The sequence below is a fragment of the Enterococcus sp. FSL R5-0957 genome, from assembly GCF_038008005.1.
GTDB lineage: Bacteria > Bacillota > Bacilli > Lactobacillales > Enterococcaceae > Enterococcus_B > Enterococcus_B faecium.
On record NZ_JBBOYG010000001.1, the window covers coordinates 343239 to 360101 of the forward strand.

General features: G+C 37.9%; 15 protein-coding genes. 10 read left to right on the forward strand and 5 right to left on the reverse strand.

Annotation, left to right across the window (positions count from 1 at the left end; translation table 11 throughout):
• Window positions 1-12 precede the first annotated feature (12 nt).
• The 3 genes from MKX69_RS01670 to MKX69_RS01680 all read left to right on the forward strand — a co-directional run bounded on the left by MKX69_RS01670 (window position 13) and on the right by MKX69_RS01680 (window position 2207).
• Window positions 13-330 (forward strand): PTS lactose/cellobiose transporter subunit IIA, encoded by a 318-nt coding sequence (locus tag MKX69_RS01670; RefSeq protein WP_002287579.1) that lies wholly within the window; start codon window positions 13-15, stop codon window positions 328-330.
• A 28-nt stretch (window positions 331-358) separates the two neighbouring features.
• A complete protein-coding gene (locus tag MKX69_RS01675; RefSeq protein ID WP_002287577.1) occupies window positions 359-1612 on the forward strand; it encodes a PTS sugar transporter subunit IIC in 1254 nt (417 codons plus the stop codon).
• A gap of 130 nt (window positions 1613-1742) precedes the next feature.
• Complete coding sequence (locus MKX69_RS01680) at window positions 1743-2207, forward strand: GNAT family N-acetyltransferase (RefSeq protein ID WP_002299899.1); 465 nt, start codon at window positions 1743-1745, stop codon at window positions 2205-2207.
• A 28-nt stretch (window positions 2208-2235) separates the two neighbouring features.
• On the opposite strand, the gene MKX69_RS01685 is transcribed toward MKX69_RS01680, so the two are convergent.
• The 4 genes from MKX69_RS01685 to MKX69_RS01700 all read right to left on the reverse strand — a co-directional run bounded on the left by MKX69_RS01685 (window position 2236) and on the right by MKX69_RS01700 (window position 6127).
• Window positions 2236-2556 carry a YrhK family protein gene (locus MKX69_RS01685; RefSeq protein ID WP_002287574.1) on the reverse strand — a complete coding sequence of 107 codons (321 nt, stop codon included), beginning with the start codon at window positions 2554-2556 and terminating at the stop codon, window positions 2236-2238.
• 30 nt (window positions 2557-2586) lie between these two features.
• Window positions 2587-3720, reverse strand: a complete 1134-nt coding sequence (locus MKX69_RS01690) for an alcohol dehydrogenase catalytic domain-containing protein (RefSeq protein ID WP_002299903.1) — start codon at window positions 3718-3720, stop codon at window positions 2587-2589.
• Window positions 3721-4247: 527 nt separating this feature from the next.
• Complete coding sequence (locus MKX69_RS01695; protein WP_002326427.1) at window positions 4248-5942, reverse strand: oleate hydratase; 1695 nt, start codon at window positions 5940-5942, stop codon at window positions 4248-4250.
• 56 nt (window positions 5943-5998) lie between these two features.
• Window positions 5999-6127: a hypothetical protein gene (locus tag MKX69_RS01700; RefSeq protein WP_002287569.1), complete on the reverse strand. Its 129-nt coding sequence runs from the start codon at window positions 6125-6127 to the stop codon at window positions 5999-6001.
• Between MKX69_RS01700 and MKX69_RS01705 the strand changes: the two genes are divergently transcribed.
• The 3 genes from MKX69_RS01705 to MKX69_RS01715 all read left to right on the forward strand — a co-directional run bounded on the left by MKX69_RS01705 (window position 6126) and on the right by MKX69_RS01715 (window position 7293).
• Window positions 6126-6374 carry a hypothetical protein gene (locus MKX69_RS01705; protein WP_002321251.1) on the forward strand — a complete coding sequence of 83 codons (249 nt, stop codon included), beginning with the start codon at window positions 6126-6128 and terminating at the stop codon, window positions 6372-6374. The two genes, MKX69_RS01700 and MKX69_RS01705, sit on opposite strands and share 2 nt — an antisense overlap.
• A gap of 191 nt (window positions 6375-6565) precedes the next feature.
• A complete protein-coding gene (locus tag MKX69_RS01710) occupies window positions 6566-6931 on the forward strand; it encodes a DUF1622 domain-containing protein (RefSeq protein ID WP_002287567.1) in 366 nt (121 codons plus the stop codon).
• Window positions 6928-7293 carry a DUF1622 domain-containing protein gene (locus tag MKX69_RS01715; RefSeq protein ID WP_002307868.1) on the forward strand — a complete coding sequence of 122 codons (366 nt, stop codon included), beginning with the start codon at window positions 6928-6930 and terminating at the stop codon, window positions 7291-7293. Before MKX69_RS01710 ends, MKX69_RS01715 begins: the two co-directional genes overlap by 4 nt.
• 91 nt (window positions 7294-7384) lie before the next feature.
• Here the strand turns inward: MKX69_RS01715 and MKX69_RS01720 are convergent, their stop codons facing one another.
• Window positions 7385-8812 (reverse strand): helix-turn-helix domain-containing protein, encoded by a 1428-nt coding sequence (locus MKX69_RS01720; RefSeq protein WP_258430218.1) that lies wholly within the window; start codon window positions 8810-8812, stop codon window positions 7385-7387.
• 469 nt (window positions 8813-9281) lie between these two features.
• Here MKX69_RS01720 and tdc point away from each other — a divergent pair, with 469 nt between their 5' ends.
• The 4 genes from tdc to MKX69_RS01740 all read left to right on the forward strand — a co-directional run bounded on the left by tdc (window position 9282) and on the right by MKX69_RS01740 (window position 16863).
• Entirely contained in the window at window positions 9282-11117 is a 1836-nt protein-coding gene (tdc, locus tag MKX69_RS01725) for a tyrosine decarboxylase (RefSeq protein WP_341008547.1), read from the forward strand.
• Window positions 11118-11421: 304 nt separating this feature from the next.
• Window positions 11422-12900 (forward strand): amino acid permease, encoded by a 1479-nt coding sequence (locus MKX69_RS01730; RefSeq protein WP_002339529.1) that lies wholly within the window; start codon window positions 11422-11424, stop codon window positions 12898-12900.
• Entirely contained in the window at window positions 12866-14197 is a 1332-nt protein-coding gene (locus MKX69_RS01735; RefSeq protein ID WP_002338577.1) for an amino acid permease, read from the forward strand. Before MKX69_RS01730 ends, MKX69_RS01735 begins: the two co-directional genes overlap by 35 nt.
• Window positions 14198-14310: 113 nt before the next feature.
• A complete protein-coding gene (locus MKX69_RS01740; RefSeq protein WP_002345779.1) occupies window positions 14311-16863 on the forward strand; it encodes an HAD-IC family P-type ATPase in 2553 nt (850 codons plus the stop codon).

The following is a 16863-nucleotide window of genomic DNA, read 5'->3' on the forward strand; positions in this document are numbered from 1 at the left end:
AGGATACAATAAATGGAAGATCAAAAAAATCTAGAAGCCATCATGGGTCTGATCATGTTTGGCGGAAATGCAAAAAGCGATGCAATGGAAGCGATTGCTGCTGCGAAAAAAGGTGATTTCACTTTAGCAGATGAAAAAATCAAAGATGCAGAGGAATCTTTAGTCCAAGCACATCACTCTCAAACAGAGATGCTGACACAAGAAGCACAAGGAAATCACGTTGAAGTCACGCTTTTGACGGTCCACAGTCAAGATCATCTGATGACATCCATAGCTTTTACAGATTTAGCAAAAGAGATCATTGATCTGTATCGTCGATTGAACGCGTAATCTACAGTAAAGAAAAGAGGGAAGATTTATGGATAAATTTGTTGCATTTATGGAGAAACATTTTATACCTGTAGCATCAAAAATTGGTGCACAACGGCATTTAGTTGCGATTCGGGACTCATTTATGGTGAGTATGCCGTTAATGATCTTAGGAGCATTAGCAGTAATGATCAATAACTTACCGATTCCCGGGTTCCAAGAATTGATGAACTCAATTTTTGGTGGTGAATCATGGAAAGGATTCGGGGCTGCTGCTTGGAACGGTACATTTGCCATTCTTTCTGTCTTGATTGCTTTCTTGCTTGCTTATCATTTAGCTAACGGCTACCGAAAAGACGGTGTTTCCGCAGGTGTGATTTCTTTAGGCTCTTTCTTCGCTTTAGGCGGAGCATTAGGTATGAGCTCAAACGGTTTGTTTATTGCTATTATTGTTGGGATTATTTCAACAGAAATCTTTGTACGTTTAAGCGGAAATGAAAAATTGATCATCAAAATGCCTGATGGTGTGCCACCGGCAGTTGCAAAAGCATTTGCTTCATTACTACCAGCAATGATCACTATCTCTGCGTTTGCTTTAGTTGCTGCAATTTTTGCTGCATTCGGTGTTGATGATATCGTAGGTTCTTTCTATACAGTGGTCCAAGAACCATTTATGGGACTTGCAAACTCTTATCCATCTGCCTTACTGCTTGCATTTATCACACCATTCTTATGGTTCTTTGGTTTACACGGAGCGAATATGGTCGATCCTTTGATGCAAACAATCAATGCGCCAGCCATTGAAGCAAATGTTAATGCAATCGCAGCTGGACATAGCGCACCGTTTATCGTGAACAAACCTTTCTTTGACAGCTTTGTCAACTTAGGAGGAACAGGTGCAACTTTAGGTTTACTGTTAGCTATTTATTTAGTAGGACGTAAAAACAAACCATATATGGTTGTAACAAACTTGTCGATTGCGCCAGGTGTCTTCAATATTAATGAACCAACGATGTTTGGGTTACCTATCGTGTTGAACCCGATCATGTTCATTCCATTTATTTTGACACCAATGGTCTTAGTTAGTGTTGCTTACTTTGCGACTTCTACAGGTTTAGTGCCAGCAGCTACCGTTATGCCTCCATGGGTAACTCCACCAATTATTGGCGGTGTATTGGCAACAAAAAGTATTGCAGGTGGTGTACTAGCCGCTGTCAATTTGGTTCTTTCTATTTTGATCTATCTACCGTTCGTCAAGGTAGCTACGATCCAAGAAAGAAGAAAAGAAGCTTTAGATGCTTGATTAATCAAAAAACGGAGAACAAGTGATTGTTTTCCGTTTTTTTTTTACATCACTATTGTTGTCATTGCTAATTTTCATAAAGACTTGTATAATTTTTGTAAACGTTTTATTTTAGTCGGAGGTTTAAACATTGGTTACATATAACTGGATCAAATTAAGAGAACACCCAGAATTAGTAAAACAAAGTGCGAAGTGGTTTTCATCAAAATGGGGAGTTCCTGCTGTTGTGTATGAGGAAAGTATTCGTACTGGAATCGCTAATAAGGAAAGTATTCCTCAATGGTATGTGGTCTTAGATGAAAAAGAAACCATCGTCGGAGGAGCGGGCGTTATTGAAAACGACTTCCATAACCGCCCTGATTTGACACCAAATCTTTGTGCCCTGTTTGTTGAACCGGAAAAGCGTAAGCAGGGGATAGCCAAGCGGATATTAGCGGAAATCAGAAAAGAAATGCATCAACTTGGGTACGAAAAACTTTACTTAATTACAGATCATACCACGTTTTATGAACGATACGAGTGGACATTTTTGACAATGGTCAAGGAAGAAAGTGGGACGACCGCTCGTCTGTATCAAAGTGATACGATAGGGTGAAAAAAGAGGCATGAGATTTGAAAAATTCTCATGCCTCTTTTTTTTTGCTTGTTCTCTTCATTGCTTTTTTTTCGTCGTAAATAAAAATGTTCCTTACGATTCTGAGAATAGGACGAATCGTCAAGAAAATAGCACCAGCCAAATAAAAATAGGTGCCATATCGATCGGGGATTTTAGTTAAGGAAGCAAGGCTTCCAAAAATATAGAAAATCCCGGTTAATAAATCGACAGCCAGTGAGATCAATGTGTAACGATTTTGGAAATAGAAGCGGAAGCGACGTCCTCGTATTTCGATATCTTCTTCTTTTCCTATTTCGATCTCATGGGTATTTCGTTTGATTTTGGGCATAAAGAAAATCACCTGTATTTTTTACTGAATTCAAGGTTTCAAAACAACTTTTATATTTTTATCTTCTTTTTTGTCAAAGATCTCATATGCTTGTGCTGCTTCTGATAGTGGCAGCGAATGAGTAATGATTTGTGTAGGATCGAATAGTCCTTCTGCAATCATTTCGTAAATTTTTGGCATTAGATGGATAATTGGTGCCTGTCCATGCTTGACAGCGATATCCCGCATAAAAAATTCTTGCAGCGGGTAAGAAGAAGCTGGAGTCATATAAACACCAGTTACTTGGACTGTTCCGAATTTTTTGACAGCTTGCGATGCCATCTGTAATGGAGAGATTGTGCCGCTTTGTAAGCTTACTAAATTTTTCGCTTTTTCTTTGACAGGCTCTAATCCGTCCATTCCTACACAATCGATAATGACATCTGCGCCACCTTTAGCCAGTTCATACAATTCCGTTCCAGCTTGTGCCGTGTCTTCTAAGAAATAAGTTTCCACCCCATTGTAATTAGCTGCTTTATCTAGACGGTGCTGTACTGGATCTACTGCGATCACGCGCTCTGCTCCAGCCATAACAGCGAATTTTTGAGCGAATAGACCGACTGGACCAGAACCTAGAATCACAACTGTATCGCCTTTTTTTACTCCTGCATTTTCAACGCTCCAATAAGCTGTGGGCAAAATATCTGATAGAAATAAAACTTTTTCATCAGGAAGATCATTATCTGGTACAACAAATGAAGTAGAGTCTGCATAAGGAACTCTTAGATACTCCGCTTGACCACCCCAATGATTACCGTTCAACTTGCCAAATCCGAAAAGCCCGCCATATAACTGATCTGGATTTGATTCATCACATTGGCTTTCCATGTGATTCAGGCAGAAATGACAATGACCACAACTAATATTAAAAGGGATAACCACACGTTGCCCTTTTTTCAATGTTTGAACTTGAGATCCCACTTCTTCAACGATTCCCATTGGTTCGTGTCCTACAACATACCCTTTTTCCAAAACTGCTTCACCATGATGGTAAAGATGCAGATCGGAGCCGCAAATGGCTGTTGCTGTGATACGGATGATTGCATCTGTTGGTTCTAATATTTTTGGATCATCTACGTTTCTGATTTCCATTTTCTGTTTTCCTTGCCAAGTGACTGCTTTCATTGGAGATGCTCCTTTCAGATTCATAAAATTGTCTGCATTATTAGTACTACAGATAATTTCATTTTAAAGGAGATCTTACCTTTTTGATAATGAAACGCTTTTTTTCTTAAATGAAACATTCTATAGTCTTATGTATTTGTGTTCGGAGAGGTGTGTTTCCGATTTTTTAGTGTAATGGTAATCATTGAAATAGTTGTATCCGTTAGATGATGTTGGATTGGCAAGAGAGTAAACGTTGAAAAAATAGTTGTTTTCAAAAAGAAACAGACATAAATAAAAAGAGGTTATGACAGAAGGGATCAGTTTCTCGGTATTAAGTCAAATTTATGCAAAAACGTGAGGAACCATTTTCACAAAATTTTTCTTCATACTCGAAACTAAACGCCTTTTTCATAACCTCTTGGTAAACGGTGTTCAAAAGCTTGCATCTGCGGTAATAAGTCCAACCAAATCAAAAACATAAGAAGCTGTTTTAGCCTGGTTGTTCTTATTACTTGATGCAGGGCAGCTTTTTCACAACCTCTTGGTTATTCAAACATTTTTTTTGCGGCACGAGCTAGAGTAGGAATATCTTTGTCGTAACGCGGTGTTTTGACAAGACGGGACATAGGGATACCCGCAAAATGGAAAGCAGCGATTTCTCCAGAACGTACAGCACTTTGTTCAGTAAAGATCATCTGATAAGGCTGCTCGACAAATTCTCCTGTAAAGGCCAGATTGGTCGAATGTTTAGGAATGACTTTTGGCCGATCGCTTTTGGCACGATTATTGAACAACGCGGAAGCATAAGGCATATAGACAGGGATATTATTTATTACGCTGTCGAAAATTTCTGTTTCTTTTTCACGAATATTCACTGGTCCAGGATCTACTTTTGAAAGTTGTCCGATCAGTTCTTCTAGCATTTCTTTTCCATTCATTTTAATATACTGTTTATCCACAAATTCGCCACGTCGTCTTGGATAAAGGAAATAACCCCAAATAACTGTTTCATTTGGTTTCTGAGACGTAAAATGCGGTTGATGATGCACGACGATAGACATATTGACATCTTTTTGGCCTAACGGCGTGATCGGTGTGGATGAAATAAATGAATTCAAGGCATTTCCTGGTTCTTGAGTCGTGATACGGGTGATTTCATTCAACAACAAATGGTTTTTCGTCGTCAGGGTAAAGCTGACCCATTCGCTTGCATCTCGATCAGCAAAGAATTTGTCAGGATTTCCCAAGTTGTAGAAACGTTCACTGGCTTTTTTCCAGAGACTAGAAGCTGCACCATAATCCATATTTTCTACAGCTGGTGTTTCGTAATCTCCTAAAGTAGCTGAATCTGTAATGGACCCATTAGTGAAAATAACTGCTGTATCTTCATCGACCACAACGTGTTCTTCTTCTTGAGTCAGTGTATTGGTCATTTTCAAACCAGTCACAGTGATTTCATCTTGCATCGGTGTTTCTTTGAATTCCCAGTCAGTGACACGGCGGTTCAAAATGATTTTGCATCCTTGTTCTTTCAAGTACTCGATCAAAGGAAGCATAATACTTTCGTATTGATTGTAACGTGTTCGATTGACGCCCACTAGATGTTCGATTTGAGTGAATTCATAAATCATTTGATGCATATAGCGACGCAATTCTTGAGCAGAACTACGTGTTCTGAAAGCAAATGTTGTTTCCCACATAAACCAGAAGTTTGTTTCAAAAAAGTGTGGATCATCTTTGAAATATTCTTCGATAGTGATATTGTCTAGTTTTTCTTCTTCTGAATCAGGCATAGCAATCAGTTTAGTCAGAAGAATACGGTCTTTATTATTGAATCCCAGTTTTCCGCCATCAATGATTCCTTTGCCACCTTCCATCAAACGTGCTTTGTCAAAGGTTCGGTGTTTTGCATCAAAATCTCTCGTATCTTCTTCAGCAGTCATCCCTGGCTCAGTAACAGAAGGTATTCGACTTAACAGATCCATCAAATCTACATAGGTACGGTAATTAAGCATGCGACCGCCTCGAGCAATATAGCCTTTTTGGTTTTCTAATGGATGGTTTTTATTCCAATATTCATCCACTACAGTGTCGGTCGGTGCACCATCATTTGAACCGTGATCATCCAATGAATAAAAGGTGATCTGATCCCCTTTCCATTTGCCTTCTTGAATCAAATAAACAGCCGCTGCCATATTGGCAATACCGGCACCAATCATTATTGCTTTACTTTTTCTCATTGTGATTCCTCCAATGTCTTCCAAGTATGTCCGTAGTGATTCAACTAAATAGGATGCTAGATTGATTCGAATTCATCATATAAATGACTGTCATCTTCGAATAGTCCTGTCTTTTTTCCTAGATATGCAGCGCCAAGGGCAAGCAAACCTAAACCGATGCCGACTTTGATTAATTTTTTACTCATGAAAAACGCCTCCTTGTTTTCTCTTTCTATATCCAAGGATAGTTCGTTTTTATTAGAATGCCAAATGATAGGACGAGAAGAAAAAGGAAATTTTGACAAAAAAGAAGAAGTGTCTGATTTTCCTGTAAATAAAAATAGGGTAGGTAAGAAGAAAAGATTTGAGGAGGTGTATGGTTCTATTTTTAGAAATTTGGGTACAAAAAAAGCACCGAGACAGTGCTTCTTTGAAAAGCTGATGACGGACTAAGCCTTATTTTAACTTGCTACGTTGTTTTGGATACTTCCACGATTTATGGATGGGGGGAGAAAAATGGGAGAGTGAAAAAGAAAAATTTAAGCGAACCGTTATCATTAGAACAACTTTTAAATAGACGAACAAGGTAACTTTCTTTTACAATAAAAGAATAGGAACAAATTAAAAGAAAGTAGGTAGCGTATATGTTTCGCTCAAATTTAATTGAATTTCTAGAATGGATCATTGCTATTTTAAATATTTGTTCTATCGGTATCTTAATTGTCGGGATCGTTCTTGTTCTATTCAAACTTTTTGATTGGTCTCATGTCAAGAAAAACTATGCAGAACGTAATACTCGTAATGCAGATACAAGAAAATTGCTAGCAAGTTATATTTTGTTAAGCTTGGAAGTACTAGTCGTTGCTGATATCATCGAGTCAGTTATCAAGCCGACTTGGACAGATATTTTGAAGCTTGCACTTATTATTATCATTCGAACAGTCATTTCTTATTTCTTGAATCAGGAAATAGAAGACAAAGAAAAACAAAGAAGAGGAGAGGTAGGATGACGACAGAGTTGATGCAGTTTCTTCTTCCATATTTTGAAAAACTTGTACTGGGACTTGATATCTTTGCTATCTGTTTATTGGTTTGGGGTGTTTGTCTATCAATCAAGGATTTTTTGAAATATTTATTTGTCCATACAAAAGTGCAAAACGACCGAGTCAGCGAGAACAATGCTATTAAAAAGATGTTGGGAGGCTATATACTTCTAAGTTTGGAAATTCTTGTTTCAGCTGGGATCATCGAATCGATTATCAAACCTACCTTGCAGGATATTTTCCAACTAGCGGCGTTGGTAGTTATCCGAACCATCATTTCTTATTTTTTAAATAAAGAGATCGGACCCGTAGATGTCCAAAATAAGTGAGGTTGTGAGCCTGACGTGTATCAAGAGATTGTTACAGAAATGGGCATCTTCAACAAATAAGAGGCTGTGACATGATTTTTGTCACAGCCCCTTATTTGTTTTGCACAGCTGAAATGATAGCTCGATCGATCGTATTGATCGAAATAGGAATAATATTTTCATATTGGACCGCATCTGGTGTATATAATGTACGTTCACATAATACCCGGTTTGAGGACTGCTGCGCATACTTCTTTATATCAGATATACTTGAATAAATTGTTGGTGCAACTTGAAAATCGAAAGTAGTTACAGCTTCCAAGGCTTCCCGATAAATCAGATAATGAACATCCGAATTTGTGACGATATAGATAGTCAGATGTTCTTTTGTCAGACGGAGAATTCCGCTCAATTCGATCACAAAAGCCCGCATGCAATTAGGATTCAACCGTAGATCATAAGGTAACTGGCTGGACCAGCTGGAAAAAATTGTCTGGACTTCTTTATATAAATTTGTCTGTTCCTCATTTAAAAGATAAAATTTTTCTGGCATGAATAATTGATAGTTATCCCAAGCCGAACGCATCAGATGAATCAGCGCACGTTCGAACGGTTGGTTTCCGAATAATTCTTGATTGAAGTGAGATTCAAAGGTAGCAACTAGTTCTTTTATTTCGGGAGTATTGTCAATAAACACTTGGTATAGCTGTTGAAAGTCTTCCGCAATCAACTGATAAGAATGGAAACCATAATTACAAAGATTGAATAGTGTCAAAATAAAGGCGAATTCTTCTTTTTTATAATAGGTTTGGAAATCAGTGTTTTCCCATGCTGATTCGACATAATTGTAAATAGGACGTTTTTTGATTTCTTCGATAAATTTTGAATCTATTGTCACAGCACACACTTGCTGGCGTAGGAAACTGATAGCAAAACCAATCGATAAGATTTCTTTATTTTCTTTATCATAAAATCTACCACTATTTTCCGTTACGGATTCAATGAAACGATCGGCACGTTCAAAAAACGATTCAGGTAGCTCCCAAGAATTAAAACCGCCTAAACGATACGACACATTAAGAAGCAGCAGACGTCTTTCCATTTCAGTGAATCGAGGGGAGTAGCGGTCGATTTCGATCCCGCAGTCATTAAAATAAGCTAATACTTGTTTTTTTAATGAATAAGCTTTGCTGACAGAGATGAATTCACATTCAGTTAATTGAAGATAATCAGGTTCATCTTCTTCCAAATAAAGCAGACAAGTTTTTAAAAACAACGAATTTTGAGACAATTGCTGCATGATCTTGCATCGAGGTATATGTTCTGAAAAATATAAAGTGTAACGGTCCTTTTCCCGATGTGTATAAGCGATCTGTTCTTCAAATTCTTTTTTTATGTTATTGATATCATTGAGCAAAGTGGTTTTGCAAAAATGCAGGAGATTGGAGAGCTTTTCTAGATTGACTTCTTTATTTACATAGAATTGCCCACATAAAAACAGCTGTCTTAAAATATTTTTCTCAATATATTCTTCAATCATAGTAGAGCCTCCACCTTGTATTTTTTTGCACAATATGGGAAATATTATGACATGTTTTCTTTTTGAAATCATCAGTTAATTTCTGAAAAAGCACATAAATGCCGTTAAAAAAGGTTTTTTATGTTATAAAATTTGGAAAACAGATAATTCTATTAAAAAATAAATTGTGAATTTTTAACAATATAAAAAAATAAAAATATGTTTAGTGAATGAAGGACAGTCATTTTATTTGTTTGTTCGTTTTTTTTAGGTTATCTATTTTAGAAGACTGATTTATTGAAAAATTGTTCGTTTTTTTGCGTTGAATTATCAGAAAAATCCGACTTTATTTATTTTTGTTTGTAAAAATCTACGTGGATTTGATGTTATAAAAAAAAATTTCTCATTTTTGGCGCTATAGTGAAGAGGTGTTACAGATAAACACATGTATCTGCGAGACATTGACCAACAAAATATGGAGGGAAGAAAAATGAAAGATATGGATATCAAGGCCGTCTTTATAGGCGACAAAGCTGAAAATGGACCAGTTTATAAAATGTTGTTGAACAAGATGGTAGATGAACATCTTGGATGGAGAGAAAATTATATTCCTTCAGATATGCCTGCAATTAGCGAAGGAGATAAGCTCACTCCAGATTATCTAGCCACCCGCGACCATATGATAGAGGTCTTGGATGAAGTCAGTCAGCGATTACGCGCAGGATCGATCCCATGGCATTCAGCAGGCCGTTACTGGGGACAAATGAATGCTGAAACATTGATGCCTGCTTTATTAGCTTACAACTATGCGATGCTGTGGAACCCAAATAATGTTGCATTGGAATCTTCTATGGCAACTTCGCAAATGGAAGCAGAAGTAGGACAGGATTTTGCTTCATTATTCAATATGACAGACGGATGGGGACACATTGCAGCAGATGGTTCTATTGCTAATCTTGAAGGATTATGGTACGCCCGTTGCATCAAATCGATTCCTTTAGCTGTCAAGGAAGTGCTGCCTGAAAAAGTGAAAAAAATGTCTGAGTGGGAACTTTTGAATTTATCTGTTGAAGAAATTTTGGAAATGACCGAAAGCTTTACGGACGAAGAAATGGATGAGGTCAAAGCAGCTTCTTCCCGTAGCGGAAAAAATATCCAAAGATTAGGGAAATGGCTGGTCCCTCAAACAAAACACTATTCTTGGATGAAGGCGTTAGATATTTGCGGAGTAGGCTTAGATCAGATGGTTGCTATCCCAGTTCAAGAGGATTATCGAATGGATATTAATGCTTTGGAAAAAACAATTCGTGAATTAGCTGAACAAAAAATCCCAATTCTAGGTGTGGTTGCTGTCGTAGGAACGACAGAAGAAGGTCAAGTAGACAGTGTAGATAAAATCGTCCAATTAAGAGAAAGGTTAAAAGATGAAGGGATCTATTTCTATTTACATGTTGATGCCGCATATGGCGGCTATGCGCGTTCACTGTTTCTAAACGAAGCAGGAGAATTTGTGCCGTATGCTTCCTTAGCTGAATTCTTTGAAGAACATCATGTTTTCCACCACTGCGTAACGATTGACAAAGAGGTATATGAAGGGTTCAGAGCTATTTCAGAAGCGGATTCTGTCACGATAGATCCTCATAAGATGGGCTATGTCCCTTATGCTGCTGGAGGAATCGTAATCAAACATAAAAATATGAGAAATATCATTTCTTATTTCGCGCCATATGTGTTTGAAAAATCAGTAAAGGCTCCAGATATGTTAGGAGCTTATATTTTGGAAGGATCAAAAGCTGGAGCAACCGCCGCCGCAGTCTGGACAGCACATCGTGTATTGCCATTGAATGTGACCGGATATGGTCAATTGATTGGGGCTTCAATCGAGGCAGCTCAAAGATTCAGAGAATTTCTCGATCATCTGACTTTTACTGTTAAAGGAAAAACAATCGAAGTCTATCCATTGAATCATCCTGATTTTAATATGGTCAATTGGGTATTCAAAGAACATGGCTGTACAGATTTGAACGCTATCAATGAATTAAATGAAAAAATGTTCGATCGGTCTTCTTATATGGATGGCGATGTTTATGGTGAACGGTTTATTACTTCTCATACTACATTTACACAAGAAGATTACGGTGATTCTCCGATTCGTTTTGTTGAAAGAATGGGTCTAACGAAAGAAGAATGGAAAAAAGAACAGAAAATCACTCTGCTACGTGCGGCTATCATGACTCCTTATTTGAATGATGATCGAATTTTCAATTTTTATACAAAAGAAATCGCCAAAGCAATGGAAAAGAAACTAAACGAAATCATCCAATAGAACTGATTTTTGTGTGAAAGAATAACAAGAGACATATGGAGAACAGACAATTATTTGCTTCATCAAAACAATTGTATTTCCCCCTGTTTTTCATATATTCCTCGCCAAGATATTCTTTTTTATAAAACGTTCTATAAGTTGGATCGTTCGTTTCATGTATCAAACCCAGTTCACTAAGATCGTTCAATGGATGTTTCGGTGATACTGGGTTTTGTACTGAATCGATGAAACCTTGTCATTTCTGTTCTTGAACAAAAATAAAAGAAAACAAAAACATATGTCGCTATTGAAAGAAGGAATAAAGATGAAAGATACTGGTTCATCAAAGCAAATCACGACCATGACCTTTATCGGAATGACCTGCGCCCTTGTAGCAAGTGTACGAAATATTCCAGATGTAGCAGCAACGAGCTGGATGATGATTTTTTACATGCTGGTTGCAGTATTATTGTACGCTTTTCCAATCTCATTGATCTCTGGTGAATTTGCCGGAATGTTTCCCCAAAAAGGTGGTCCAGAACTTTGGGTATCGAATGCTCTAGGAAAAAAATGGGGGTTCGTTGTCTCATGGCTGTTATGGGTCCAAATGTTTCCTGGGATGGTGATGGTCGCTTCAGCACTTGCTCCGTTGTTTGGTAATATTATCGATAATGTGCCGCTTGGTTTGAACAGCAAATTTACATTAGTTGTTATTTTAGTCGTTTATTGGATCATCACTTTTTTGAATTTGAAATTTGATATGGCAAAAATCGGCGGAAAAGTCGGTGTTTGGTTAGGATTGTACGTGCCTTTGACGATGATGCTCTTATTAGGGTTTGCTGCGTGGATCAAAGTTGGGATCGTACCAACCGGAACATTAGGCAGTTTTTCATGGGACAAATTAATACCAGATACTACGACTGCATCCTCATTTGTTTATTTTGCGCCGATCATGTTTATTTTTACTGGTATCGAAATGTCCTCTGTGTATATCACTCGGTTGAAAAATCCAGTTAAAACGTATATTCGCGGAGTATTTGCCGCGTTAATTTTTATATTTTTCGTCAATATTTTGAATGCTTTAGTTGTAGCAAATGTCGTACCAAAAGGACAAATGGAATTGAATAATATCGCGCAATCTATTTCGATTTATTGCCAAATTCTTGGTTTGCCACATCTTATTGTGAATCTGTTTAGTTTACTTGTCTTCATTGGTGTAGCAGTCCAATTATCTGCTTGGGCCTCAGGACCAGCAAAGACAGTGACAGAAAGTGCTAGAAAAGGTGCGTATCCACCAAAATTCAATTTTTGGAAGACGAATCAATTTGACGTATCCAAATCCGTTATTTTGACTCAGTCCGTCATTATCTCAATCTTTGCACTTTTTTATTTGCTGATTCCTGGCGTCAATCAAGCATTTTTGATGCTCGTAAATTCAACTACTGTTATCTACTGTATCGTCTATGTCATCATGGGGATCGCAGTTTTGAGATTGCGTTATACACATGCAAAGTTGAATCGACCATTTAGAATTGGAAAAAAAGAGAAAAAGAGCAATCTTGGAGTTTGGACTGTCGTTATTGTTTTATTTGCGGCAATCGGATTTTCTGTCGGGCTGACGATGAAAGCTGGAACATGGATCAATCTAATTGCAGTCACCGCCATCAGTGTCATTTTGTTTGTAGTACCACTCTGTATTGAAAAAATAAAGAAACCTTCTTGGGAACAGGAAGTCGCCATGCTGCTTGAAAAAGAAAAAGGTGAACTTGATGGAAAAACCGGCCATGAAACGGACTCTAACTAATCGAAATATCCAGTTAATCGCATTAGGTGGCGCAATTGGAACAGGATTATTTTTAGGTTCAGCAAAGGCAATTGCATCAGCAGGGCCAGCTGTTATTCTCGTCTATTTGATATGCGGTTTGGCTATTTATGGTTTGATGCGGGCCATGGGTGATTTATTTTTAGCAAATAGTACATTTAACTCTATCAGTGATTTCATTGACTACTATTTAGGCAAAAAGTGGGCATTTTTTGTCAATTGGACTTATTGGCTTTGCTGGATTGGAGCTGGACTTGCGGAATTAACAGCAATAGGATTGTATATCCATTTCTGGTTTGTACATGTACCAGCTTTGATAAGCGGAGGTAGCGCACTAATGATCTTAATGGCAGTCAACCTTGTTGCAGTCAAGTGGTTTGGTGAATTGGAATCTTTTTTCTCAATCATCAAGATCTTGGGGATTTTCCTTTTTATCTTATTGGGTATAGGATTGAGTGTCTCAGATTTTCATACCCAGTCTATCGGAATCAAAGAAAATTTTGGACAGATCGATGAATTACTACCGTTTGGCTTTGCTGGAATGGTAGTCTCATTTCCTATGGTTTTATTCAGTTTTGCTGGAATTGAAATGATCGGCTTAACCGTTGGCGAGACAAGTGATCCGCAAAAGAATTTGAAAAAAGCAATCAACTGTCTGCCTTGGCGTATTCTCTTTTTCTATATAGGAACGATTTTGTCGATTTTATTTGTTGTTCCATGGCATTGTTTAGATTTAAAAGAAAGTCCTTTAGTGACTATGCTGCAAGTGATCCATTGCCAAAGCGGAGCAGCAATTGTCAATCTAATGATTTTGGTTGCTTCTTTGTCCTCAGCAAATAGTGCAGTCTACAGTACTAGCAGGATTTTATATCAAACAGCAAAAGAAAAAAGTTTGCCCCATTGGTTTTGTGCGCTTTCTAAGAAAGGCGTACCTTTACACGGTATTTTAATTACAGGGATGTTATTTTTTGCCGGTCTTTGTCTACATTTTTTTGTAGCTGATAGTCGATTGTTTTTTCAGCTTTTGGCAGGCATGACAACGAGTTGTTTTCTATTTGTGTGGTCTTCGATCTTGTGTGCACATGTTCAATTTATTAAAGAAAAGAAACGGAACACTACACAAAGATATAAAGATCTTGCTTTGTTGGTGTTTTTTACTTCAATTGCTTTCAGCTTGTTATTCGAAAGCACGACACGCTTTATTCCTTTTTTATTGGTTATCTGGTTTGTATTCTTAAATTTTGTATATAAAAGAATAAGCAATAGAAATATCAGTTAGGCCCAGATACATTCTGCAAAACGAATTATTTCAGACCCCCCTGAAATAATCGATACGCCTGAAAAAACTTCCCTGCGTATAATAACAGTATCAATTAAACAGGAGGGGATAGGATGAACTGGTACAGATTGACGGTAGAAGATGTATTGAAAAACTATCAAACATCAACAGAAGGCTTGTCGCAAGAAGAACGACAGAAACGCCTGACTGATCAAGGATATAATGAAATAAAAGCAAGGCAGCAGACAAAACGATGGAAAAAAATAGCAAAGCATTTTACTGATCTGCTGATGATCGTGTTGATCATTGCCTCTTTTTTGAAATTTGCTTCTAGTGAATATATTGAAGGAAGTATTATTTTATTCGTAGTGATCGTCAATGGACTCGTTAGTTACTGGCAAGAAAGAAAAGCGGAAGAATCATTGAATGGTTTGAAGCAGCTGATGGGACAAGAAGCGATAGTACTATCAGACGGGATGCAAGAAAAAATCCCTGCGAAAGAACTGGTAAAAGGAGATGTCATTGTCTTACGTGCCGGAGATGTCGTTCCAGCAGATATCCGATTAATCGAAGCACATGATTTATTAGTGGAAGAATCGATTTTGACGGGAGAATCAGAAGCATCTGAAAAAAGTCATGCCGTTTTGACAGAAGAAGAATCGATCGGCGACCAGAAAAATATGGCTTTTTCAGGAACGCTTGTACAATCTGGTTCTGCAGTCGGTGTCGTTGTAGAAACAGGAAACACGACAGAAATCGGTAAAATCAATCAAGCATTGCAATCGGTCGAACAACAAACGACGCCTCTGATTAAAAAAATCAACCGATTAAACAAACAAATTTTTCAAGGCATTCTTTGTTTGAGTCTATTCTTAGTTATTTTTACGACATTTCGCTATGGTATGGATTGGCATATCCTTCTTTCGGCTATGATTGCTTTGGTGGTGTCAATGGTACCCGAAGGATTGCCAGCTGTTTTGACCATGATCCTATCCGTTGGAGTACATGAAATGGCAAAAGAAAAGGCGATCATCAAAGGACTTCCTTCGGTAGAAACATTAGGTTCTATGACAGTGATCTGTTCAGATAAGACAGGGACATTGACAAAAAATGAAATGACAGTTGTGGATGTATCTGCAAAAGAAGAAGCCTGCGTGTTGTCCATTATGAAAAACTGTCAGGAATTAAAAACAAAAGAAGAACAGAAATCAGAAAATTTAAGTGGCAATCCGACAGAAGTTGCGCTGATTCGACACACAGAAACAGCCAATCTGCCTTTGAAAAAAATAGAAGCAAAGATTCCGTTCAGTTCTGAATACAAATATATGGCAACGATGCATGCGGAGGAAAAAGGAGCGGTGATTTACGTCAAAGGTGCACCAGAAGTATTATTTGCTAAATCAACTCTTTCTTCTGCAGAACAAGAAGCATGGAGTCAGACAGCTGCAGAATTTGCGAGAAAAGGTCAGCGTGTTTTAGGATTTGCTTATAAAAAAGTAGATTCGAAACAGGAACTCACGCATGAGACTTTAACCCAATTAACTTTTGCAGGGATCGCCGGATTGATCGATCCGCCAAAAGAAAGTGCAGTCAAAGCTGTAAAGGAATGTCAACAAGCAGGGATCTCAGTGAAAATGATTACAGGGGATCACAAAGACACAGCAAAAGCGATTGCGGAACAAATTGGCTTAAAACATACTGCCAAAGTTTTAGAAGGGATCGATTTGGATCTTATGTCTGATGAAGAGTTGATTCAGCAAGTGCCAATAGTCGATGTCTTTGCTCGAACGACGCCAGAACATAAACTGCGGATTGTTAAAGCTTTGCAGAAAAATGGAGAAATCGTCGGAATGACCGGAGACGGCGTAAATGATGCACCTGCTTTGAAACGATCCGATGTAGGAATTGCTATGGGAATCAAAGGTAGTGAAGTAAGCAAACAGGCAGCTGATATGGTTTTAGGAGATGATAATTTCCATACGATTGCAAAAGCCGTAAAAGAGGGCCGGCGGATTTTGGATAATTTGCAAAAAACCATCAATTTCTTCTTGCCAACTGCATTAGCTCAAGGATTGATCTTGATTTGGGCACTTATGCTGAATCGCCCGCTACCTTTGTCCCCAGTACAGATTTTATGGGTCAATATGGTAACGACAATCACTTTATCTTATGCACTAGGGTTCGAGTCGCCAGATCCAGAAATCATGAAGCGCCCACCAAGAGATCCAAAGCAAGGAATCCTATCTGGTTATCATTTGTTTCGGATCATCTATGTCTCCCTACTGATCATGGTTCCTGCCTATTTATTGGCTATGCAGTTTGAAGGGCAAAGCTTACAGCAAACCATTCTTCTACAAAATATCGTCTTAGCTCAAGCTGTTTACATGATCAATTGCAGAGAGTTGTCCAAGCCGTCATTGAACCAGGGCCTTTTGCAAAACAAAGCGCTTTTTCTTTCATTAGGTATCCTTGCTTTATTGCAAGGGATGGTTATTTTTCTACCAGTCGGCCAGCAGCTGATCGGTACAGTAAGTTTAACGATGACACAACAGTTATTGATTGGGGCAAATGTGATTCTTCTATTCTTAGTTGTAGAAATAGAAAAAGGGATCATGAATAAACTGTTTCGCAAAAAAGAAAAAACAGCTAGAGAATACAGTCGCTAG